The 22872-nt window shown below is 44.0% G+C and carries 22 protein-coding genes; 8 read left to right on the forward strand and 14 right to left on the reverse strand.

What is annotated here, in order from left to right:
• Positions 1-176: 176 nt before the first annotated feature.
• Positions 177-704 carry a hypothetical protein gene (locus O9139_RS23910; RefSeq protein ID WP_270884267.1) on the forward strand — a complete coding sequence of 176 codons (528 nt, stop codon included), beginning with the start codon at positions 177-179 and terminating at the stop codon, positions 702-704.
• 211 nt (positions 705-915) lie between these two features.
• Here O9139_RS23910 and O9139_RS23915 read toward each other — a convergent pair whose 3' ends face one another.
• The gene (locus O9139_RS23915) at positions 916-1134 is read right to left on the reverse strand and encodes a helix-turn-helix domain-containing protein (RefSeq protein WP_018765802.1); all 219 of its coding nucleotides are present in this window, start codon (positions 1132-1134) and stop codon (positions 916-918) included.
• Positions 1135-1144: 10 nt separating this feature from the next.
• Positions 1145-1627: a DUF2975 domain-containing protein gene (locus tag O9139_RS23920; protein WP_270884268.1), complete on the reverse strand. Its 483-nt coding sequence runs from the start codon at positions 1625-1627 to the stop codon at positions 1145-1147.
• A gap of 293 nt (positions 1628-1920) precedes the next feature.
• On the opposite strand from O9139_RS23920, the gene O9139_RS23925 reads away from it, so the two are divergent.
• Positions 1921-3312, forward strand: a complete 1392-nt coding sequence (locus O9139_RS23925) for an MFS transporter (protein ID WP_270884269.1) — start codon at positions 1921-1923, stop codon at positions 3310-3312.
• 167 nt (positions 3313-3479) lie between these two features.
• Here O9139_RS23925 and O9139_RS23930 read toward each other — a convergent pair whose 3' ends face one another.
• The 6 genes from O9139_RS23930 to O9139_RS23955 all read right to left on the reverse strand — a co-directional run bounded on the left by O9139_RS23930 (position 3480) and on the right by O9139_RS23955 (position 9788).
• A complete protein-coding gene (locus tag O9139_RS23930; RefSeq protein WP_270884270.1) occupies positions 3480-5552 on the reverse strand; it encodes a beta-galactosidase in 2073 nt (690 codons plus the stop codon).
• Positions 5553-5983: 431 nt separating this feature from the next.
• Entirely contained in the window at positions 5984-6577 is a 594-nt protein-coding gene (locus tag O9139_RS23935; protein WP_270884271.1) for a TetR/AcrR family transcriptional regulator, read from the reverse strand.
• Positions 6578-6597: 20 nt separating this feature from the next.
• Complete coding sequence (locus tag O9139_RS23940; protein ID WP_270884272.1) at positions 6598-7500, reverse strand: SDR family NAD(P)-dependent oxidoreductase; 903 nt, start codon at positions 7498-7500, stop codon at positions 6598-6600.
• A 335-nt stretch (positions 7501-7835) separates the two neighbouring features.
• Positions 7836-8255: an HIT family protein gene (locus O9139_RS23945; protein ID WP_270884273.1), complete on the reverse strand. Its 420-nt coding sequence runs from the start codon at positions 8253-8255 to the stop codon at positions 7836-7838.
• A 406-nt stretch (positions 8256-8661) separates the two neighbouring features.
• Positions 8662-9663 carry an alpha-hydroxy-acid oxidizing protein gene (locus O9139_RS23950; RefSeq protein ID WP_333742859.1) on the reverse strand — a complete coding sequence of 334 codons (1002 nt, stop codon included), beginning with the start codon at positions 9661-9663 and terminating at the stop codon, positions 8662-8664.
• A complete protein-coding gene (locus tag O9139_RS23955; protein ID WP_270884274.1) occupies positions 9576-9788 on the reverse strand; it encodes a hypothetical protein in 213 nt (70 codons plus the stop codon). Before O9139_RS23955 ends, O9139_RS23950 begins: the two co-directional genes overlap by 88 nt.
• A gap of 203 nt (positions 9789-9991) precedes the next feature.
• On the opposite strand from O9139_RS23955, the gene O9139_RS23960 reads away from it, so the two are divergent.
• From O9139_RS23960 to O9139_RS23970, 3 genes are all read left to right on the forward strand, one after another.
• Positions 9992-10771 (forward strand): YheC/YheD family protein, encoded by a 780-nt coding sequence (locus O9139_RS23960; RefSeq protein WP_270884275.1) that lies wholly within the window; start codon positions 9992-9994, stop codon positions 10769-10771.
• Positions 10772-11007: 236 nt separating this feature from the next.
• The gene (locus O9139_RS23965; RefSeq protein WP_270884276.1) at positions 11008-12489 is read left to right on the forward strand and encodes a S8 family peptidase; all 1482 of its coding nucleotides are present in this window, start codon (positions 11008-11010) and stop codon (positions 12487-12489) included.
• A gap of 213 nt (positions 12490-12702) precedes the next feature.
• On the forward strand, positions 12703-13683 hold the full coding sequence (locus O9139_RS23970) for a CapA family protein (RefSeq protein WP_270884277.1): 981 nt from the start codon (positions 12703-12705) through the stop codon (positions 13681-13683).
• Between the two features lie 129 nt (positions 13684-13812).
• Here O9139_RS23970 and O9139_RS23975 read toward each other — a convergent pair whose 3' ends face one another.
• From O9139_RS23975 to O9139_RS23985, 3 genes are all read right to left on the reverse strand, one after another.
• Entirely contained in the window at positions 13813-14184 is a 372-nt protein-coding gene (locus tag O9139_RS23975; protein ID WP_270884278.1) for a hypothetical protein, read from the reverse strand.
• Positions 14185-14942: 758 nt separating this feature from the next.
• Complete coding sequence (locus O9139_RS23980) at positions 14943-15491, reverse strand: DUF3231 family protein (protein ID WP_270884279.1); 549 nt, start codon at positions 15489-15491, stop codon at positions 14943-14945.
• A 564-nt stretch (positions 15492-16055) separates the two neighbouring features.
• Complete coding sequence (locus O9139_RS23985; RefSeq protein ID WP_270884280.1) at positions 16056-16895, reverse strand: copper amine oxidase N-terminal domain-containing protein; 840 nt, start codon at positions 16893-16895, stop codon at positions 16056-16058.
• Between the two features lie 166 nt (positions 16896-17061).
• Here O9139_RS23985 and O9139_RS23990 point away from each other — a divergent pair, with 166 nt between their 5' ends.
• Positions 17062-18168: a DUF5667 domain-containing protein gene (locus O9139_RS23990; protein ID WP_270884281.1), complete on the forward strand. Its 1107-nt coding sequence runs from the start codon at positions 17062-17064 to the stop codon at positions 18166-18168.
• Positions 18169-18803: 635 nt separating this feature from the next.
• On the opposite strand, the gene O9139_RS23995 is transcribed toward O9139_RS23990, so the two are convergent.
• Positions 18804-19166, reverse strand: coding sequence for a winged helix-turn-helix transcriptional regulator (locus O9139_RS23995; RefSeq protein ID WP_270884282.1), 363 nt, complete (start codon positions 19164-19166; stop codon positions 18804-18806).
• Between the two features lie 178 nt (positions 19167-19344).
• On the opposite strand from O9139_RS23995, the gene hxlA reads away from it, so the two are divergent.
• Entirely contained in the window at positions 19345-19977 is a 633-nt protein-coding gene (gene hxlA / locus O9139_RS24000; RefSeq protein WP_270884283.1) for a 3-hexulose-6-phosphate synthase, read from the forward strand.
• Positions 19978-19982: 5 nt separating this feature from the next.
• Entirely contained in the window at positions 19983-20546 is a 564-nt protein-coding gene (gene hxlB, locus O9139_RS24005) for a 6-phospho-3-hexuloisomerase (protein WP_270884284.1), read from the forward strand.
• 326 nt (positions 20547-20872) lie between these two features.
• Here the strand turns inward: hxlB and O9139_RS24010 are convergent, their stop codons facing one another.
• A complete protein-coding gene (locus O9139_RS24010; protein ID WP_270884285.1) occupies positions 20873-22066 on the reverse strand; it encodes an MFS transporter in 1194 nt (397 codons plus the stop codon).
• 66 nt (positions 22067-22132) lie between these two features.
• Positions 22133-22708: a TetR/AcrR family transcriptional regulator gene (locus tag O9139_RS24015; RefSeq protein WP_270884286.1), complete on the reverse strand. Its 576-nt coding sequence runs from the start codon at positions 22706-22708 to the stop codon at positions 22133-22135.
• Positions 22709-22872 lie beyond the last annotated feature (164 nt).

Consider the following 22872-nt stretch of genomic DNA (forward strand, 5'->3'; position numbering starts at 1 on the left):
TTCCCAAACCATCTTCTGAAAACAGTGGATACTCCGGAAAGGGTTCGGTCCACCTTTAGTCTTGCTCGTATCAATAGTCAATATAGTGTCATACTCCTGTAGCATGACAATTCATTAACTCTTTGGGCGTGGCTGGCATAAAATGAAGTATCAATAATTATGAAGGAGGTGAAGTTTTGTATTATAGAATTCATGATGAAACTTTCACTCCTACGCCTAAACCTGCTTCCTACCCTCTGATCGACTGGAATTTTCGCCTGAATGATATGCAATCGCCATACCAAGCATTGCAGGAATCGCTGCATTTTATTTATGAAGCTTCAGCTAATGAACGTAATGTTGAGAAGTTCTACCAGAAGTTACTTGAACTGTCGCCATCCGAAGAAGACCGCAGCGTGATTACTTCTATACGTGAGGATGAACGAAAACATTTGCAGACATTACGCGAGATTTATTTAGCATTTACAGGTAATCAAGTTCCGGGATCTGCAACCACTACTACGGTTTATAAAGATCCGGCGTCATATAAAGAAGGATTGAAATCGGCTATTTTTAATAAATGGAAAACAAACCAAGTTGCTGGACATATTCTAGCTGCTATGCCAACAGGATATTATCAGAACCTGCTTGCTAAAATTGCTGTAGATAACGTTACTATTGTCTCAAAACTGAATTATTTACTTGCGAACTTAGCTCAATCCTAATTAAACATGTCTGGTACGATCCTTTCCTCATCCAGTTGTCCGGTAGGCGGCTGCAATTTGCGGACACGGCAAATATCCACCAAGCAATCCATAAACCCTAACTCCATAAAAAAAGCGTTCACCCATTTAAGTGAACGCTTTTTTACTTCAAAACATTATTTGTTACTACAAGACTCTATCTAAACATGTTGATTCCTAAAGTTGTCTGTTTTTATTGAGTGCCTTCGTCGCTCTTGTACTCCAAAATATCACCTGGCTGACAATCCAAAGTCTTACATATCGCTTCTAATGTTGAAAAACGAACCGCTTTTGCTTTCCCATTTTTCAGAATGGAAAGATTTGCCATCGTAATTCCAACCCTCTCCGAAAGCTCCGTTACACTCATTTTTCGTTTTGCTAACATCACATCAATATTGATGATAATCGCCATGTTATTCACCTCAGATCGTTAAATCATTTTCTGATTTTATATGTATAGCTTCCTGTAAAAGTCTTTGGAGAACAGCAGCAAAAACGGCGATCACCATAGAAGCGAAAATAATGGCCAGTCCGGTGACTGTGATAATTGGAGGGTCAACTCTCCTCGCCATGAGATAGTAAAGCGGCATACCTAACAAATACAAGGTACTGATTGTGATAGCACAGTATTTTATATTCTTTAAAGCCTTTACCGATAATTCCGAGAACGCTTGGTTCTTATCAATATAGCTTAAAAGTTTAAAAGCTTGATACAGAGCAAAGTAAAAAGGTATTGCTGCCGCGTACATATCGATTAAAACGAGAGATTGCATATAAGCGATATTTGGATACAATTCTCCAGCAAAATTGCCGATCTTAGGAACTAAAAATATACACAAAGCAAGAATTGGGATTCCAATAAAAAAAACTGCCATCTTCAAAAAGAATGTTGTTCCCCGTTTCATTGAGAGCACCTCGCTAATTCAATAATAAAATGACTTTAACACAATATTTATTGTTTTACAATAAATCATTATTGTTAATTATTACTTTATTATTGTTATCGCAACCCTTTTCACTTTACCCTAAGACATCGCATGAAAGTTAATTCGTTCTTGCAAGGTGGAGTAGCCATAGTGATAACACCACAGCATATATAGTTTTAACCTATAAATACGATACGTTCTATATATTAGACCTATAATAATTTGTGGTTTACAATAAATGTAACGATAGACATTCAATTGGGGGTAGATGCATGAAGGTTCCTGCTGATAAAAGCTTGGTTCACAACGAATCTTATCTCTCCATCGTACTTGTAGCTGGGATAGGTATGTTTCTTACGACCTTAGACTCAGGAGTACTTAACGTAGCTATCTCATCCCTTGTTCAAGAGTTCCATTCTTCTGTCACGACTGTAGCCTGGACCATTTCTCTTTATACGATTGTCATATGCAGTTGTATTGTAATCTTCGGTAGGATAAGTGACCGTTATGGACGTTTAAAAATCTACTCAATGGGATTAGCGTTATTTGCGCTTGCCTCCATGTTCTGCGCTTTTTCAGAAACAGTCATGCAGCTGATTTTATTTCGAGTTTTACAAGGAATAGGGGCTGCCATGCTCCAGGCAACTTCAGTTGCCTTAATAACAACTTCAGTACCCGCTATTAAAAAAGGTGAGGCACTAGGGTCTCTAGCCACATTCTTTGGTTTAGGGCATGTCCTCGGGCCTGTGGCGGGTGGAATTATCTTATCGACTGTAGGCTGGAAATGGCTTTTTTTAATTAATATCCCTATTTGTCTCCTTTGTTTACTTGCATGCCGATATGTCTTAAAAGGAAAAGCATCACCAGTAAGTAAACATCAGCCGTTAAATTTGTCCGGCAGTCTTTTACTATCAGCCTCTATTTTTTTCCTTGTGTATGGATGCTCTCAGCCACTTCATCCCGGTACATTTATTTACGTTCTGATTTTTGCAATTCTTATGTTCCTGTTTATCCAAAGAGAAAAAAGGGTAGTCAATCCCATTGTTGCCTTATCGTTATTTCAGAACGGACTCTTCACAATCTCTTTATATGCGATTTTTTCTTATGGGGGAGTTACACGCCTTTGTATGGTTGTCGTACCCTACTATTTGGAAAAGGGACGTGGTTATGCCCCTTGGCAATCAGGCTTAATGAATTTATTGTTACCCTTAGGCATGGTTTTGACTTCTCATATAGCCGGCCGGCTGATGAGGAGCTGGGGCACGTTTCGATTAATGATAATTGGACTTTGCTGTATGTTAGTCCCACTGCTGATTCTTGCTTTTCTAGACCTGAACTGGCACTTAAGCATAGTTTGCTTCATGCTTTTTGTTTATGGTTTAGGCGCAGGGCTTTTCCAACCGTCAAACATTGCGGCTATCATGGAGGCAGCTGGACCAGCGCATCAAGCAACAATTGGCTCTGTCCAAAGACTTGCGCAGAACGTTGGAATTTCATTGTTCACTGCAGTTACAGCCGGATTCCTTCAATCCTCTACCCATGATGTATGGATAGGCTCACGCAACTCTTTCTACTTGGCAGCTGCGGCTACTATCTTAGGCATTTTGGGGTTTATCGTGGTAAAACAATATGAAAAATCGAAATCTTATATAAGAAGCAAATAAAGCCATACAAAACAATACAAAAAAGAGGGACTTCGTTGTCCCTCTCTGCTTTTAAACTTACTAATGATCTGCTGCAATGGGCTTTCCAGCAAGCCTGCCATAGATATGGCATTCCCTGTACGAGTATCATGATTTGCGCACCCGCCGAGTTGGCACGAAAGGAACGTTTAGTCTCTGGCGGCCTCTCGCCGCAAAATACGAACATCGTTCACCGACAGCTTCACCTGACGCCCGGCAGCTTTACCGGTTTCGACATCCTCATAAGTGCTATTATCGAGCTGTACTTCGGCCTCCTCACCGGAGAAATTAAGCAGGAACACATAATCGCGCTCGCCGTCGCTTCGAAGCTGAGCAGTGACGCCGGCAGGCAAACTGGTATCGATGCTCTTCCTCACCCTGGCTTGTTCGACGAGCTTACCGTAAAATTGCGCATAGAATGCAGGATCGCTTACTCGAGCTGCGAGGTAATAGGCGCTGCCCTGTCCAAGCTTATTGACGGTCAAGACCGGACTGCCGGCATAAAAATCGTCCTCATAAACGGCCAGCACTTCGGCCCCTTCCGAATGGATCCGTTCGCAGATTTCGCGGATTTCGTACTTGCCGTCCAGACCAAGCTCATTGCCTGGGACAGGTACCAGAGCATTGCGGTCGTCATCGTACAGTCCCTCGATTTCTTCTGCCCAAATGCCAACTGTCTTACGCAGAGGCCCGGGGAATCCACCCAAATGGCAAAGGTCGTTCTCGTCAACGATTCCCGACCAATAAGTGACGGCTAAGGTGCCACCGCCACGGACGAAACGCTCGATTTTCTCGCCGGTCTCTTCCCGCAGTAAATACGCCATCGGAAGCACGAGAAGCTTGTATTCGGTAAAATCATCTTCAGAGCCAACGATATCCGTAGGCACGCCTAGTTCCCACAGAGCCCGGTAATGCTGGATGACCGTCTCTTCGTAATGAATCCCCGAGTTTCTCGGTCCCTGAGCGTCGTTCACCGCCCAACGATTGTCCCAATCGAACAGAATGGCCGCCTCTGCCGGAGTCGGCGTCCCGATCAGCTCGCCTAGTCCGGCCAGCGTATAACCAAGCTCTTTAACATCGTTGAATACACGCGTATGCTCATGCCCGACATGGTCGACAACGGCCCCATGAAATTTCTCGCTGGATCCGCGACTTTTGCGCCACTGAAAATATTGGACCGTATCCGAGCCGTGTGCTACCGCCTGCAGCGAAGACAGCCGGTGCATACCAGGTCGCTTCAGCTTGCTCACGGCCTGCCAGTTCGTCAGGCTCGGCGTGCTTTCCATCAGCATAAACGGCTTTTTCTTGAGTGTTCGGAACAAATCGTGATTGAACGCGAACCATGCGGCGACATTGCCGTCGGAGGCCGCTTCATGCCAGGTCGGATATGCATCCCAGGAAACTACGTCCATAGCATCTGCGAACTTTCGGTAATCGAGATCGTAGAACTGATACATCATATTCGTGGTACACGGCAGGTCTGGATTAACGGCCTTGAGCGGAGCGATCTCATGCTTGTAAAAATTGAGCGTCTGATCGGTCACGAATCGTCTCCAATCCAGGTTCTGCCCGTGCACCGCGTTTTCTCCGTGCGGTGCGGGCGACTCCACTTGCGCCCAATCGGTATACGTATGGCTCCAGAACGTCGTCCACCACGCGCGGTTTAGCTCATTCAGCGAACCGTATTTCACCTTCAGCCATTCGCGGAACGCTTCCTGGCAATAGCTGCAATGGCAATCACCGCTGTATTCGTTGGAAATATGCCATCCGACGACGGCAGGATGCTGCCCGTACCGCTCCGCAAGAAGTGTGTTCATGATCGTTACTTTCTCGCGGTAGATCGGCGATGTGAAACAATGATTATGACGACCGCCGTGCAGATTGCGGATACGATTCGCCCCGACGCGAAGCACCTCTGGATATTTCTGCGACATCCAGGCTGGGCGCGCGCCGCTCGGTGTAGCCAGCCAGGCATAAATCCCATTGCTAGCAAACGTGTCCAGGACCCGGTCCAGCCAACCAAATTCAAACGTTCCTTCACTAGGCTCGAGAGCTGACCAGGAGAAAATACCCACCGCCATGACGTTGCTATTCGACAGCTTCATCAAGCGGATATCCTCTTCAAACACTTCCGGGTCGTGCATCCATTGATCCGGATTATAATCGGCGCCGTGCATAAATACCGGCAGCTTGGAGCTGATCGGCGGAAACTTGAATGCCATAGTGAATATCCCCTTCGTGATAAATTTTCATTAAACTCAAAACTTATTGCTTGAATCGATCATCCGAATTGATCATATCTAATACCGGCCTCTTCCACATACAACTCATAGGCCATCTCTCGGAAAGTAATATGTACACTCATGCTCTTCATCAATAGCCCAAGCTACGGCAGGAAAATCCGGACGATTTAAAATGAAAAAGCACGAGATCCCTCCTTGTCCCATCTTCCTTTATATTCCATGCGGGCATTAAGTTATCCTGCCCTTAACTTTACCGAGCAAATCCGGATTCCAAACTCCCTGCTATTCGTCGGGAATGGGATAATATCTTCTTAGTCAATAAAACAAAAAAAACCGCGATTTACGCGGCCTTAATGAAATCATGCTCTTGTCATCCGACACTCGCCATTTTGTATCATTTCTGAATGATCTCATTTCATAATGATTCTCATCAGATCGCTTACCTGCTGCTGCCAATAATTTGGCGGTAGATCATAATGCTGCAGCATGAGGCCGGTAACAACTGAAAAATAAAGAAAAAGCAGCTTTTGCGGATCGCCAGTGCGGAATTCGCCTCTCTCCTGTCCCTTGGTGAATAAAGGAACAAAATGCTCAATGGTTTCTTCAGGTTTATACTGTTCTAAGCTTAGTTTCGCTTGAAGCGGCACCACCTCCGATGTGAAACCATGCTGCAGCAGCAAAAAGTGATATTTGTGATTGTCATCGAGCATACGTTGCGTGAAGGCTAACAATTGCTCCTTTGGTGTACCCGGTAATTCACTGACAGTTCGAATAGCTGATTGCGCTTCATCAATAGCCTCTTGGACGAGAAGTGAAAAAATCTCCTCTTTCGAATTAAAATAACGGTACGATAACCCTTGGCTGATCCCTGCTTCTGCAGCAATCATGCTCATTTTGGTTCCTTCGATACCCCGAATCGCAAATACTTTAAGAGCAGCCCGTTTAATTTGCTCCCTACGTTCATCGGACAATTGTTCAGCACTCTTCTCTGTATTCCGCTTCAACCCCTGCTCACACTCCAAAATCAAAGATGAACGCCCGTTTGTTCCATACTCACATTCCATAATCGTTTGGCATTACTTACATTTTGGGCATGAGCCGACGGAATTGTCAATTGCTGATCCTTATAATAGCCACCGTTAATCATCAACGCCTCATCGCAATCTGCTAGCCATACTAAAGTTTCTGCACCTTTCTCGGCGGTACGTGAGAACCGTTTCAATACGCTCATCGTTAAGCGAGCCACCCAACCGTTCTCCTGATTAAAATTCGTTGACACGAGTCCTGGATCCAAACAGGCAGTTCGGACACCTGTTCCTTCCAAGTGTTTGCCCAATTCCGCTGTGAACATGATGTTGGCTAGCTTGGTTTCCCCATACCGAACACTAGCGCCGCCAAAAACTATGTTTGGAAAGCTGTACAGCTTATTGGCGTTTAAATCTTCAAATCGTATCCCCACTCTCGCCATCTTGTGACCGTGCGAAGCTGTTGTAATGATGCGGGCAGGTCCGCTCGCTTTCAACCGGTCAAGAAGCAGCATGGTTAGCAAGCAAGGTGCCAAATGATTGACCGCCCATGTCATCTCGATGCCGTCCACTGTCATTTTACGGGTATCGTACATAGCACCAGCGTTGTTGATCATAACTTCCAGCTTCGGCCATCTCTGCAAGATGTCCTTCGCGACTTCACGAATCGATTGTTGAGAGGATAGATCGGCGATAAATACATCTACGGTTGCCCCGGATCTAGCTAACGCCTTCAACTCGGCTGCAACCTCATTCGCTTTGATCGGGTTGCGCGCAATGATCCCGAGATTCGCCCCGCGGCTCGCAAGTTCCTTAGCAGCAGCGAATCCAATGCCGCTTGTCGCCCCGGTAATCATCACGTACTTGCCTTCCACAGTCCAATTGGTATATTCGGTCATCATAAGTAATTAAGCCTCCTTAGAATCATGAATTTACATCCCATGAATGAATAGTTCATTCATTTATGTCTTCATAATAATTCATTATGAGCTGAATGTAAATAGTTGGAATCGCGGATTTTTTCTAAAAGAATGAACTGCACATTGAAAGATAAATCGAACTTTATCCCATAAAACAAAGAAGCCGCGAATTTCGCGGCTTCTAATGGAGATGAGGTTCTTGTCACCCGACACTACAACTTCATCAACTTCTTACATGACTTTCGACTGCTATGAACCCAGCGAGTTGTTCCATGACATCTTCGCACGTCATTTCGTTAACTCCACATTACAAACCTTTACAGATGGCTCTTGATTTGATCAATGAGTGCCCCATATTGTTCCTCAGTTAAAAGAAGATTGGCTGATGGGTTCATTTCAAACATCTTTCCCCAAGTGTAGCCATCTTTATATTTCGGTACGATGTGAAAATGTACATGCGGCATCGTATCGCCAAATGCACCATAGTTAATTTTATCCGGTTGGAACGCTTTTTCAATTGCTGCTGCCACTTGCGCTACATCGCGCATATAAGCATCCTGCTTATCCTGCGACAGATGAAAAAACTCCGTTTCGTGCTCGTTCAGCGCGACAATACAGCGCCCCCGGTACGTCTGCTCCCGAAACAAAAACAAGGTTGATACACGTAACTGGCCGATTTCGATCATGAGATTGTTCAGTGCTTCGTTTTTACTGCAATAATTGCAAATTGAACTCATGTCTGACACTCCTGTTCGATAGAAATGGAATAAATGAAGACTGCTACACTATCATACCATATCCAAGCACGAAAACTCAGTTCACACGCTGTGTCTCGCACTTTCTCTTCGTCTAACTCGCCAAATCTCTTTTGGTTTTGACGTGAACCTATTTATTGGACTTTCTATTAATGCGTACTGCTACAAATAAGGGATATCAGCTTTTCATATCACCCCATTATATATACCCTCATCGATTATGGCAGGCAATTTACAGAAAATGAACAGCCACAGCAACGATAAGTGAAATGGATTTTCAAACAGTCGTTACCAATTACAAAATCATTTCCAGTGCTATATGGACAACACAGGAAGCTATTTCACATGTATAAGGCTTAACAGCTTGTGCTCAAACTGTTGTTTCGATCTATTGCTTGGATAATGTGTTAGGAAGCAGCTCACTTAAATTTTTTATACCCGCCATTCCGAGGTTCAAATCAAAATCAGCCACAATATTTTCAGTGATATGTCGAACTCCGGTTTCACCACCAATAGTCAGCCCATAAAGATATGGCCGTCCGATAAATACCATTTTTGCCCCTAAGGCCAGGGCTTTAAAGATATCCGCTCCGTACCGGATACCGCTGTCGAACATAACAGGAACGTGCAATCCGACCGCGTCCACAATAGAAGGTAATGCATCTAATGCCCCTATGGCTCCGTCAAGATGTCGTCCACCATGGTTGGATACGATAATTCCGTCCGCCCCATAATCTATTAACATTTTGGCGTCCTCCGAATGTAGAACCCCTTTCACAATAATTGGCAGCTTCGTGATAGAGCGTAGATAACGAAAGTCCTCGATAGAGATATGTGGTTTACATGTCAGGTATCGGATAATTTGTGGTGTAAGCAGGGGGCTGTACTTTTGCTGGACAATCGGGTCCGAAATGAAGTTCCCAAGACCGTAATGGAACATATATGGGGAAACGCACAACGATAAGTTCTGAGCTCTCCATCCCTCTTCGGGCCGATCAAGGGTAGGGACAATGGCAGAAAACCCGGATCCCCCGGATCTTTCTGCGCGTAGAACTAAACTTTTCAATACATCAGGATCTTGCCCTATAAACAAGTGTAACCATCTGCTGGAATGAGCAGTAGCTACTTGTTCCAAAGAATATGTAGAAACCATGCTTTGAATAAACATCGCTGCCGCCTTGGCAGATGCTATTTCCCCCTGCTCGTGAAACATCGCTTGCCTTCCGATAGGAGCGAAACCAATTGGGAACGGAAATTTCTTACCGTAAAGGCTGACCGAAAGGTCTCGATTGGCTACGTCCTTTAATATCCTCGGAACAATACGCCAACGTTGGAACGACTCCTGGTTGCACGTATCGTTGTCCCCTCGCCGGCGCCACTTGCCGCATATGAAAAAGACCGAGGATCAAGAAGCCTCCGCGCCTCCTGTTCCCATTGCTCAAACGTAATAAGCATCTGCCGTGTTTGATTACATTCTTGAATGCGTGCCGTTTGAATATAGGTTCCAAAATTCATACCTTCCCCCCCTCCCTACTATATGATGTATTGACGACCAGTATCCAATTTCGGTGAGATTAAGCTATTTGAAAATAATCAAGTCATTTCCATGTGCTATTTATCACCGAAAGGATTTACTGTTAGTAAAATAGGCAAAGTCCTATAGCCTAATGCAGCTCGCCGAATATGATATGGAATCAAAAGCGTGAGGTGACGAAACCTTGAGACAAAGAATTACCGCTGTTTCCATCAAAACGAAAAAACCTGCAAAAGGTATCAAATGGGATCACTATTGTGAATTAATGAAAAATAGTCAAATCAACAGGAACCTCCCTATCACGATGAAATTAACTAAAAAGTCTTTCTTAGCCATGCTTACCCGTTTTCGTACCGTGTATGTAAAACCTAATCAAGGAGCTTTTGGTGTGGGGGTTATGCAGGTTCAAAGGATAGAGCATGGCAAAAGTCGCATTTATCGTGTCCATTTGGGAAGTCAACAAAAAAGATTTCAATCAATTGAAAACGCATATGATTATGTTTTGGCAAATCGAGTGAATACCGATTATCTCGTGCAACAGGGCATTGACCTGCTCCAATGGAACAAACGTCCATTCGATCTTCGATTAATGATAACAAAACAAAAGGATACTACTTGGCGAAATGAAGGATTTGTTGGTCGCGCTGCTCACCCTAAAAAAATTGTAACGAATATCCGCAGTGGTGGAACCGCTGTATCCATCGAGCACTTACTAGCACCTTATACCAATCGAGCCACCCAGCAAAAGATCATTCGAAAGTTAAACATATTAGGAGCCCGAATCTGCAAGCAGCTTGAAAAAAATTATCCTGGTATTCAGCTTTTTGGGATCGATATGGGAATGGATAAAAACTTAAAGCCTTGGGTCATTGAAGTGAACACTAGACCCGAGAAAATATGTTGGAAATGTATGCGGAAGCTATACAAAAAAACAGCTCAGTCCAATCTAAAAAAAGCGAAATGATAGTGGAATGGAGCTACCAGCATATTCTGGGGTAGCTCCTCCATCAAAAAGCTCAAAAATCAGAAGCTCGCGAAGTCTATCGCAAATGGCGGGAGTGTTTAAAAACAACTTTTTTTCATCAAAGAAAGTGCTGTATCGACATCACAATTGGTTCGAACATCCCATATTCTTTTTATTACCTGTCATTTACAATTTTTATTAGAACTGCAATTTCCTTAAATCATAGGAGGGATTTAATGAAACGTAAATGGACAACCCTGGTTGTATCCTGCATCTTGACCGTCTCAACGGTTATGGTTGGTAGCCTGACAGCGTTGGCGGCGCCGAAAAGTAGTCCAGATGGAACAGAAATTCCAGCCAAAACTTTTGCAATTGCATTCTCGAACAAGCTTCCGGTTGACTATGTTGAAAAAATTCAAGCGGCCGGCGGACAAGTTGTTCGAGCCATTCCAGAGATTGGCGGATTGGAAGTGCGCTCGTCCAGCACCGATTTTATGTCAAAGCTTCAATCCTTCAAGGATATTGCAGCAGCCAACGTTCAGATGGTACATAAGCTTAACGATGGCACTGTAGAAACCTCCTCGGCTGATAGTCAGCCAGTTACCGATATTCCCCAACCGGAAGCGACGAACAGCTATTGGAACTATCAGTGGGACATCAAGAAGGTAACGAATGACGGAGCTTCATTTGGGATTGAAAGCGGGGGCTTGAATGGTAAGCATAAAGCAGTTGTCGGCATCATCGACAGCGGTATTGATGCCAATCATCCCGATTTGAAGGCTAACTTCATTGGTGGCATGAACTTTGTGCCAGCAGGAATAGATGCCACGGAGACGGGAAATCCTACCGATCTTCTGGACCGCGAAGGACATGGTACGCATGTAGCAGGATCGATTGCTGGGAACGGTAAAATTAAAGGTGTCGGCCCGAATCTCGGTATTCGATCTTACCGTGTATTCCCCGGCGGACAAGGTGCTCCTACATCCTGGATTGTAGCTGCGATTGTTCAAGCAGCAAACGATAAGGTTGATGTCATTAACATGTCTATCGGTGGCTTTGACTCACAGAAGTATTATATAGAAGGATCGAAATATTCGGATATCGCTGACATTTTGCTTTGGAAACGAGCCATTCAATATGCTGTTAACCATAATGTAACGGTAGTAACGGCAGCCGGTAACGAAGGTCTCGACCTTAACAACAAAAAAGAGATGACTGATTATCTAAACGCTACTTACGGCTCTCCTGATGTTGTATTCAAAGGAAAAACTACAGAAACACCAGGTCAAATCGAAGGTGTAATTAATGTATCTTCCTCTAACCAATGGTCAACAAAGAGTATCGCATTTTACTCAAATTATGGAAAAAATCAAATTGACGTAGCAAGTCCAGGTGGCGACAATGGTCCCGTATATGACTCCACGCTAGATCTAAACCAACGTGATTTCCACTATCGAGCGCTAAGCACATGGCCAACCTACTTGGAACCATACTTCACTTCTAACCTGCATAACTATGCACTGCTCCATGGCACATCCATGGCAGCACCGAAGGTAGCGGGGATAGCTGGCGTTATTAAAGCGGCTCACCCTGAATTAACACCTCCTCAGGTAGCGGCGTTAATCAAAAAAACAGCGATAGATTATGGCCCAACCGGCAATGATGCCTTATTTGGCGCAGGTGAAGCAAATGCGTACAATGCACTAAAAGCTAAATAAGTTTATAGATCAAACAAGCCCAGTGCAGTTATTTAGCACTGGGCTTTCTATCGAGTTCTATGTACTACTGGATGAGATAATCGGTATTCACTCTTTTTTTCAAAACAAAGATATATGCTTTTTCAAAAGATTGCAACTATAAGGGACATCGCCTATTTTGCAAACAACAAATCCTTTCATTGAATAAATTAGATAGGAAAGGAGTGAATGAATGTGAGCAAGATTACGATTGCCGCTGTCGGAGATTTGTTGATGAAAAGTGAAATCATTGCCTCAGCTAAACGAACAAGCGGATATGCATTCAGTCCTATTTTTGACAAAGTGAAACCTTATCTGAAGAAACACAATTTGACGATCGGGAATCTAGAAACTACATTCTCCGGTAAAAGGCTTTTGGGCGTTATCGGAAGCCGTCCAAAATGTAACTGTCCAAGAGAGCGAAGGAATCCGAGAACAGGTTTTCCATTATTCAACTGTCCTGATGCATTGGCATCAACTTTAAGAAACACCGGGTTTCATGTATTAACTACTGCGAACAACCATTGTATGGACGGAGGAGTAACCGGTTTAAAACGAACATTGAACGTACTTGATAAACAAGGACTCAAGCATACGGGAACCTTTCGTTCTATCCAAGAATCTAAGCGTCATCTGATTATGCGTGTAAAGGGAGTGAATATTGGGATATTGTCCTATACGAAAGGAACGAATTCCATACATGTACCTAATCGGTGGTTAGTTAACCAGATCGACCAAAAGAAGATGGTAGCGGATATCCGAGAGTTGAAAAATAAAACAGATTTCATCCTTGTATACCTACATTTCGGTAGAGAATATCAGTCATTCCCAAGCAAAGATCAAAAACAATTGATGCATTTACTGTTCAAACAAGGCGTGAATGTGGTTTTAGGCTCTCATCCTCATCTGCTGTACCCTGTAACTCAGGCAAAGATGAAAGATATCTATGGTCAAATACGAAATCGAGTCGCCGCCCCTTCTTTAGGTAACTTTGTATCGACGAGGTTGATAAGAAATAATAATACGATTCGGGGAATGATTTTGTCATTGACCCTATCTAAAAATGAACGAGGCACGACAGATATCTTAAAAGTTGACCAAATTCCTACGTTTGTGGAGAGGAGAAAGGGCAAAAAGGAGATTTTTACAGTTATCCGGAGAAAGGAAGGAATATGAGGACTAAGCGCACCGTTACTCAATCATCATTGAGGTATCGTGTCATCAAGACTATACCAGTCGAAAGAAACCCTTCTAAAATTTATCTTAATGAGCCCCTTAACCGGATTTATGTACCCGTTTCAATCATTAACTCTCGACGACTTTGTTCCCAATCCTGGTGGCAATCGTGGTCCTTGAGACTGGCTTAGGGAAAAATGTAAACTCCCGTATCACCGTATCAAATTGAAGATTGTATCTCCTCTCATTAATCAACCCTAGAGTACAGGCCGTGGCAATCCCAACAGTGAATACATTATCAATGCATTCGGACCCATCGGAATTAAACAGAGAAACGGGTACTTTGGCGTTTCCCTTTCGCAGGATGACCCTTCCATTGGGAATTGTGACGTTAAATTGCCGCAGCGGAGAACCGCCACATTCACCCAATAAATCCGCGCGATGTTCAAAATCGCGTATAACTTTCACATCAAAAATAGCTCTTGAAATCATCCAATGCATCACGTCCTTCTGTTCTGCAGGTTAGGAATGGCCGTAAGATTCTCCCTCTTTACTTATGGAACTCCCTATCCCCTAACCTGATGTATGCAGTCGCCTCAAGTCCGTTTGGGCGCGGAAATTTTCAGGTTCTTCGTCAATATGTTGTCAACATTCTTTCAAGCATTATTAGTCATTGTAGATGATTATTTTCAAATAAAATTGTAATAAAAAGGCAATCACCATATTAATGAGTGATTGCCTTTTATTTAGCTAAAAGTTTTTAATAATCAACAGCTCCTACCCGCTTCAAAACAATATTTCGCCGCATAACCAGCTCAAAACGCTGCAGGCTTCTCTTCCATTCCAATGCATAGAGGTTTCCCCACTTTTTCAATCAGTTCGGGGATACAAAAGTCCGTATTCCGAAATATAACTATTTTTCTAATAAGGCTTGCGGTTTGGAGAAATACTTTTGTTAGGAATTAGATTGGAGGTGAAGATAAAAACATGAGCAAAACTAAAGACACTAGCAACCCAAAGCATACCACGTCATCGAATAAAACTGGAGAACAAAAGAAATCGAAATAAGCTGTTATGTACCCGGTCAAAAGTTTTCAAAGCATCAACAAACTCGGTTTTCTTGACCGGGTTTTTTTTGAAAATATAGCACAAGTCATTTCAGATAGCATTCCACATCAATTAGCTTACACATAGTAATCAAGCTGGATTGTAAAGGAGACCTCTTCCTCGACTGAAGAGAATAATAAAATTACTTATATTTAAAGATGCCCCGATCCAGGAGAAATGAAAAATGGAGGTATTTTAATCCAACCCCGTTTCATCATGAGTTGTTTTAATTTTGATCCCAATATTACTTTTTCAGCATGGAATTGGAGAAATATCAATCCAAAATCGGTTCGAATTGATTCTGCATTGGCCGTCGCCGCGCGGATAGTCAAACTAACAATTTTGAGAGATAACTCATTGGCTATGACACCATCCGTTAGTTTAACACCAAGCGGAACTGTATTAGGATCTGTCGGGGGCATGTCTTCATGTCCCTGCGGTAGTGTAATACCTTCATTAAGCATGAACGTATAAAGCTGTTCACGCTGTCTATTATTGAGTTCCAAATCTTCTTTAAGCATCGCTAGAAGTTCCGTATCATTGGTAGTGTTCATGCCTGCCTGAACGGTAACTTTGGCAACTTCAAGACCTGCCAAGTAAATCCAACAAGCCATAACTTCCCCTACATGAAGTGGTTTGGGCTTCTCTTCATTGGTCAATGATTTAATCGTATCAATGGCCACTTCTAAGACATTTACCATAGAAATCACTCCTAACAGTGTTTAAGCCTTATAGATAATTTTTGCAACAAGATGACTACATAATTATTCCACCTTAGCTTGCCTATTTCTTGATTCGATTGATTTTTTTGTGACATGCATTAGCCCATCTATACTTGTTTCTTTACTTGGAATATCAATAGTGTGCACTTCTGTCTAGCAGTATACGCTATACATTTTTTGGGTTTATTCAAGAAACTCTTCTCTTGCGTAGAAAAAAGGACCCCTTTCGAGGTCCTTCTTGACGGTGAATAGATTATTGGTACTTTAGCTTTGATCCTTACTCCGCTTGGTTCTTACCATCATCACACTAAGCAGTCAGAAGACTACATAAGCACTCTGCGGCACATCTCCTCGCTTCTATATGGAGTCAACAACTTCTTCCCTGGCTGTGTAGTTATCCACGACACAACACCTCTCTGTTTACACCGTCGAAAGATATTGTGTACAATTTGATACATCATTATTCACTTCTACAAAGCCACAAGAGATGCCCTACAAAGAAAAGGACCATCCGTTCCCGGATGGCTCTCTAATTATTTCGGACTATTCTTCGTAAATGACGACTGATTGGGTTTCTGCTTCCCATTTCACAGCTGCCTTCAAGGCTTCACTCACAAAACGAACCGGCACAACCGTGCTGCCCTGTTCAATTGCTGCTGGAACCTCTAGTGTCACTTCTTTGCCGTTGACAGTTGCTGTCTTGCTATCAATAAATAGTTTCACAGTAATACCATCGCGTGTAACAGTAACCGAACGCTCTTCTGCGTTCCAAGTAACCGTTGCTTTTAGAGCTTCAGAAATCGCACGGAATGGAACTAGTGTGTTGCCTTCACGAATAAACGGAGCTACTTCGAAAACAGGCTCTTCACCGTTAACGTATAATTTTACTCCCTTTTTACCTAGCTTATCGTACAATTTGCCAAGTTTTTTGTAAGAGTCAAGGTTCTTAACGTTTGCTAAAATTGCTTCCTTTTGAACGTATACGGCGTCAGTTACGCTGCCGCTCTGATCCAACAGATCGGCAACCACTGATAAAGCTGCGTCCTTTTCTTTAATAGCCTCAAGTTCCGCTTTCTTTTCAGCCGTGAGTTGGGTCTCATATTTGGTTAAAAGCAAGTCTGCAATAACAGCCCCTGCAGGTTTGTCATTCACATTGTTAATCGCGTTTAGCAGCCCTTTATATCCGTTATGGCCTTGATTGCCATATGTATCGGATGTAACAGTCGCTACCCCATCAGCTTTCACCTTGAGATCAACGTTAACTTTTACAACATCAGACTTACCCTCATTCGATTGGCCGGTTTCCGATTTTGCCAATGCCGATCCCGCCATAAGACTTGTTGCCAGTACACATGACGCGATAACCATCCATCTTTTTTTCATCTTTTTTCCTCCTCTTTGTTAACAGTAAGTATATTCGGCATCACACTCTGATTTTGTAGGGTTGGCCGAATTTCAACTTAAATCTACCTGCCCCCTAAAAATAATTTTGACTCTCGTATACCTTAGTATCGGCCGACAGATTACATACAATGAGGTGGTCATAGACATGAAAGTAAAGTTGACAAAGAAAACAAAAAGATACAACCTTCTCACAAAGAGCGCCTTAATCAGCATACTCGTATTTAGCGTAGGCACAGGCGGTGTAATGGCTTCGGAGATTCCAACATCTACTCCTTCTTCTACGCCCGCATCTATGAATGTCTCCCAAAGTACAGCAGACTCTACAAAATCTGAAACGCAGACTTTGAGTTTATTGCCTGGAGACTTCTTTTACTTCGTAAAAACCATATACGAAAATATTCAATTAGCCCTTACTGTTAATGACGTAAAGGAGGCAAGACTGCTTGCCACATTTGCCCAAGAAAGATTGGCAGAAACGAATGCCTTATTAGCTAAGGGGAAAACGAATGAGGCCAATCTTTCTCTTAAGAAGTCGCTAGAAACACAACAATCTGCGATTCAAAAAACAGAACAGGCATCCGGATTGTCGACAACTGATACGTCTGCACCCGCTGCAACAGCAACACCATCGACGGGTACTGATGCAGAGGTTAAAACTACTGCAGATTGGGGTACTGAGCAGACAATAGATTCTGATCAAACAGACACTGAAGATGAGAATGTTCCTGAAAAGGAAGTGAAACATCCTGAGCAGGTACTGAAGGTGAAAACCGATCTGCAGCACAATATTCTAGCTTTAGCTTCAGCTTTGGAAAAAGTAGGTAATCCGAAAGCCCAGTCAGCTCTATTGAAAAATATAGAAAAATCGTTTGCCCATTTAGATAAAAAGCTTTCCAAAATCGAAAAGAAAGCGCATCAGGGCCAGACGAATGAGGAGGTAACAACTAAAGTTGAGCAACAACCAGTTGCTTCAATTGTTCCATCCGCAGTTCCATCGGCAGTGCCATCAGCAGCTCCGTCATCCGTTCCATTACCTGTCGTGACCCAAGTTAGAAGCGAGTCTGTCTCTATCAAGGAAATCCAAGATGACTCTGCCGAGGAAAAAGCAGATCATACGAAAAAGAATAAAGACAACCAGGACAAAAATAGATCCGATCAAGAAAAAGAAAAATGGAGCAATAGTGGGCATGCCGGTGCGGAAAAAGAGAACGGCAAAGTACACAATAAAAATAAGGGTAATAAACAAGAATAATAACGCTGCTCACATCGAACGAAGCATATGCAAAAAAAACAGCGTGTAACTTATCCAAAGTTATACGCTGTTTTTACGAGGATATCCAGTCATGCCGGCAGCCACGTTGCTTAAGATTTTGCCCCAGCAATAGATTCCATTTATGAGCATCTCATGCGACATAACAAATTAATGAGGTTTATTATTTAAAGCATTTGATAAATATCTCATCCGATTGATTTGTATCCAATTACGGAATCCTTCGAACTTAGCAAGAAGTTCCACAATTCTTAATCGTATTAATGTAAAACTCAAATAATTTTTCTATTGTAATAGTCATCATCAAATAAAAATTCACCCTGTGTATAAAGACTCTTACCTAACCATCGCCACCCATCCAAATAATATATATAACATAGTGTATATCTAGTGTGATTATAGCAGAGGGAATTAAGGCTTCCGGTGAAAATGGAGAAGGTAATAACATCTGTTAATATTATCCAGTCGTTTTTTTATTCTCTGCACAATCGTGCCCCGTTTAACTGAAAAATCCAGATTACAGCTTTAGTTTTCCGACCTTACTACCTTACTCCTCCGTGCCAGCTGTCGTTCAGGAGGCAGGGTCAGCTCCTCCAACCGCCCCCCATCCCAGTTCATTATGCGTTGTTGTTCCATACCACGTTATCGCCGTAATCCTTGCCCCAGCTGTACATTAATTGCAGGATTGGCATCAAGCTTTCCCCATGAGCAGATAGCGTATATTCAACGCGGGGAGGCACTTGCGCATACACTTTTCTATCAACCAGCCGATCCTCTTCTAACTCGCGCAGCTGGTTCGTAAGCATTTTTTGCGTAATGGACGGGATTAGCTTTTTCAGCTCACTGAAACGCTTCGTTCCCTCCAGTCCGAGGTGCCACAAAATGATAAGCTTCCATTTGCCGCCGATCACAGCAAGCGTTAATTCCTTTTCGCAATTAATCTCTTTTAGATTAATTCGTTCTTTCAATTCACTCGCCATTGAGCCGCCTCCTTCTCCCCCTATTATAATGCATGAAGCCGTAGGCAGCGACTATTTCTCCATTAGTATACTTCCGGTGACTATACCACTTTGAAGTGCGTACTTCCTATATGGAAAGTTACAATTTACAATAAGGCTACGAAAAGGAAATAATAATATATGGGAGAAGAGGTATCGTATGGAATTACAGTTAGCGTTAGACCTTGTTAACATTTCGGAAGCCAAAGAAGTTGTAAAGGAAGTTGAGCCGTTCATTGATATTGTAGAAATTGGCACTCCTGTAGTTATTAATGAAGGCCTTCGGGCGGTCAAAGAAATCAAAGAAGCTTTCCCCAACCTCAGTGTCCTAGCTGATTTGAAAATTATGGATGCAGGCGGCTATGAGGTACTGAAAGCCTCTGAAGCAGGAGCAGACATTATTACTGTTCTGGGCGTTTCGGACAATTCCACGATTCAGGGCGCTGTTGCGGAAGCTAGGAAGAGCAATAAAAAAATCATGGTTGATATGATCAATGTGAAAAATATGGAAGAACGTGCCAAAGAGATCGATGGCCTCGGCGTTGATTATATCTGTGTACACTCCGGTTACGATCATCAAGCAGCCGGCAAAAACTCCTTCGAGGAGCTTATGACGATCAAACGTGTCGTGAAGCAGGCCAAAACCGCCATTGCCGGAGGCATCAAATTGGACACGCTGCCCGAGGTTATTAAAGCGAAGCCCGACCTTGTCATCGTCGGGGGAGGCATCACCAGCCACGAAGATAAGAAGGCCGTCGCCTCCCAGATGCAAAAGCTGGTTAAACAAGGTTAACCACCATGGCCGTCAACGTCACTCACTACAACGATGAAATATTGAAAGAGTTGGTCCGCAGTGTGAACCGAATAGACGAGGGGCAAGCCGAGGCGTTAGTTGAAGGCATTCTTCGAGCCAGGCGGATTTTCACAGCCGGCGCCGGCCGGTCTGGACTTATATTGCGCGCATTCGCCATGCGTCTCATGCACATGGGGCTGCAAGCTAGCGTTGTCGGCGAAGCCGTAACTCCGGGAATCGGCAAGGAGGATCTGCTGATCATCGGATCCGGCTCCGGTGAAACGAAAAGCCTTGTCTCCATGGCCGTCAAAGCAACTAGCATAGGAGCCTCCATCGCCCTGATCACAACAAATCCTGAATCTGCGATTGGTTGCTCAGCTGACTTGATAGTCCGTATCGCCGCTGCCGCAAAGGAAGAAGCTGACCGCGCTTCCTCCACCATTCAGCCGATGGGCTCCCTATACGAGCAAACCGCCTTGCTGCTGCTCGACGCTGTTGTCCTACGTTTAATGGATCGATTGGAAATTGACGCAACGTCCATGCTTGGTATGCATGCCAATCTAGAATAGGTTCCCCTTGTTGCCACGTGTTACAATAGCAAGCGGCGAGCACCAGATCTTCACCAGGGGAACCAATAATCGCGCGGCTTCATTCGCTTCTTTATTATTTACTTCGCAGAACCATTATTCTGCGAAGTAAATAATTTTGCAAAAAGAGCACTTTGGGGGTTCTTCTTTTAATGCCGGTTGACAAGAACTTGATGTCATAAATGACAAGAACTTCATCCCATTCCTGATTTTTTAGTACACCGCGGCTTCGAATGACATTTTGATAAATGCTAATAGATAACGATTTAGACGATGTTTTTTAAATGTGGTCAAGGTTATGCGGAATATTACTTTCTATACTCCGTCGCATAATACGCTATAGCGATGGCCGGTAAGGCGATCCCGATCAGCAGCGCCGCCTCCCAGCCCCCCGTTGCATAAGCCCATCCCCCTGCCGCAGAGCCGATAGCGCCCCCTAAAAAGAAAATGGCCATATACAAACCGTTAAGCCGACTGCGAATTTCCGCCCCTAATGAGAAAATCACCCGCTGCCCGAGAACCATGTTGGCGGATACCCCCAGGTCGAGTAAAATGGCCGCAACTACAAGGAGGGGGACCGCGATTTTAGAACCCGATGGAACCACCAAGGGAAGCAGCCCGGACAAGATGACAATGGCCAATGCCCAGCCTGTCGCCGGACGAACCCACCCACGGTCCGCCAAACGGCCCGCCACTGGCGCCGCAATTGCCCCCATTACCCCGACTAATGCGAACAGAGCGACCTCCTTCTGAGTAAAATGAAACGCCGGACTTGTCAATACCAACGGGACTGTAGTCCAAAACAAACTGAACGTCCCGAATACACAAGCATGATAAATTGCCCTCCGGCGTAATGCCGGTGTCGTCTTCAGCAGATGCAGCATGGAGTGCAGCAGCGCCGGGTAAGCTGTGGCAGTCGAAGGCTGCCTTGAAGGTAGTGCCTTTGCCAATACAAGAGCCAGCGCGAAAATCAGTGCTGCGGAGATGAAATAGACGGCGCGCCAGCCCATATACTCCGCCACCAAGCTTGAAATGGGACGCGCGAGCATAATCCCCAGAAGCAGCCCGCTCATGACATTGCCCACATTGCGACCGCGCACGGCTTCACCCGAAAGATGAGCCGCATACGGCACAAGGATTTGCGCTGCGACGGAACCTACTCCGATCACGAGTGAAGCGATAAGGAACAGGACAGCGCTTTTGATTACAGCTGCAATTGTCAAAACTGCGGCTGTGAGGAGCAATGACGAAACGATCAGCTTACGATTTTCTAGGATGTCTCCCAGTGGTACGATAAATAACAAGCCTATCCCGTAGCCGACTTGGGTCATTGTAACGATGAGTGCGGCAGCCCCGGAGGAGAGCCCGATAGTCGAACCGATCGGACCTACCAATGGTTGAGCATAATAAAGATTCGCCGCGATGATGCCGCAGGCGGCTGCCAGGATAAAAATCAGCGATGCCGAAATGGATTTCTCCGTTGGAATTAAAGCTGAATGCATAGAAAGAACTCCTTTGCTGGTCAAATAAATTACTGGAACAATCGTTCCGAAATAATCAAAAAAAATTTACAGTATTTCCAGCACCGTGTCCATCATCTGCTGCATCTTGCTGCGGTCACCCTGCACCTTCGCAACGATATTAATACTATGATTCAGGTTTGAGAGCAGATACGATAAAGTCTTGATATCTTTCTCCGGGATGATTTCTCCCGTCTCCTGACCTTTGCGCAGCAGCTCGTAGAAGGATTTCTCCAACTCGTCAAACCGCTCCCTGATCAACGCATTCAGTTGCTCATCTGGCGAATCCATGCCGACTGCTGCATTAGTAATGAGACAGCCCTTCGGCGACTCGCCGTCCAAGGCGGAATCGATGTGTAGCTCGAAGTACTGCCGGATTCCCGATCTTGCGGATGTCGCATTGACAAGGATATCCCGTTTGGCTTGCTTCCACTTCTTATACCAGTTGATCGCCTCGATATAAAGCGTTTGTTTGTCCCCAAACGTTTCGTACAGACTTGATCTGCTAAGATCCATCGCTTCCAGCAAATCGGGAATGCTTGCCGCTTCGTAGCCCTTCTTCCAAAAAACGAGCATCGCTTTATGAAGCACCGCTTCTTTATCAAACTCTTTGTAGCGTCCCATGGTTCTCCCTCCGTTTCCGTAGGTACAGCATATATTTTCCGGAACGATAAGTCCAGTATTTTCTTGTGCAGATATGAAAGTTGGCCGACATTATCCCTAAAAATATTCTATCCTCTTTGTTGAGCAAACCTGCCCAACAGTTCAAATAAAACAGCTGCCGTTTT

Source organism: Paenibacillus aestuarii (assembly GCF_027789125.1).
GTDB lineage: Bacteria > Bacillota > Bacilli > Paenibacillales > NBRC-103111 > Paenibacillus_E > Paenibacillus_E aestuarii.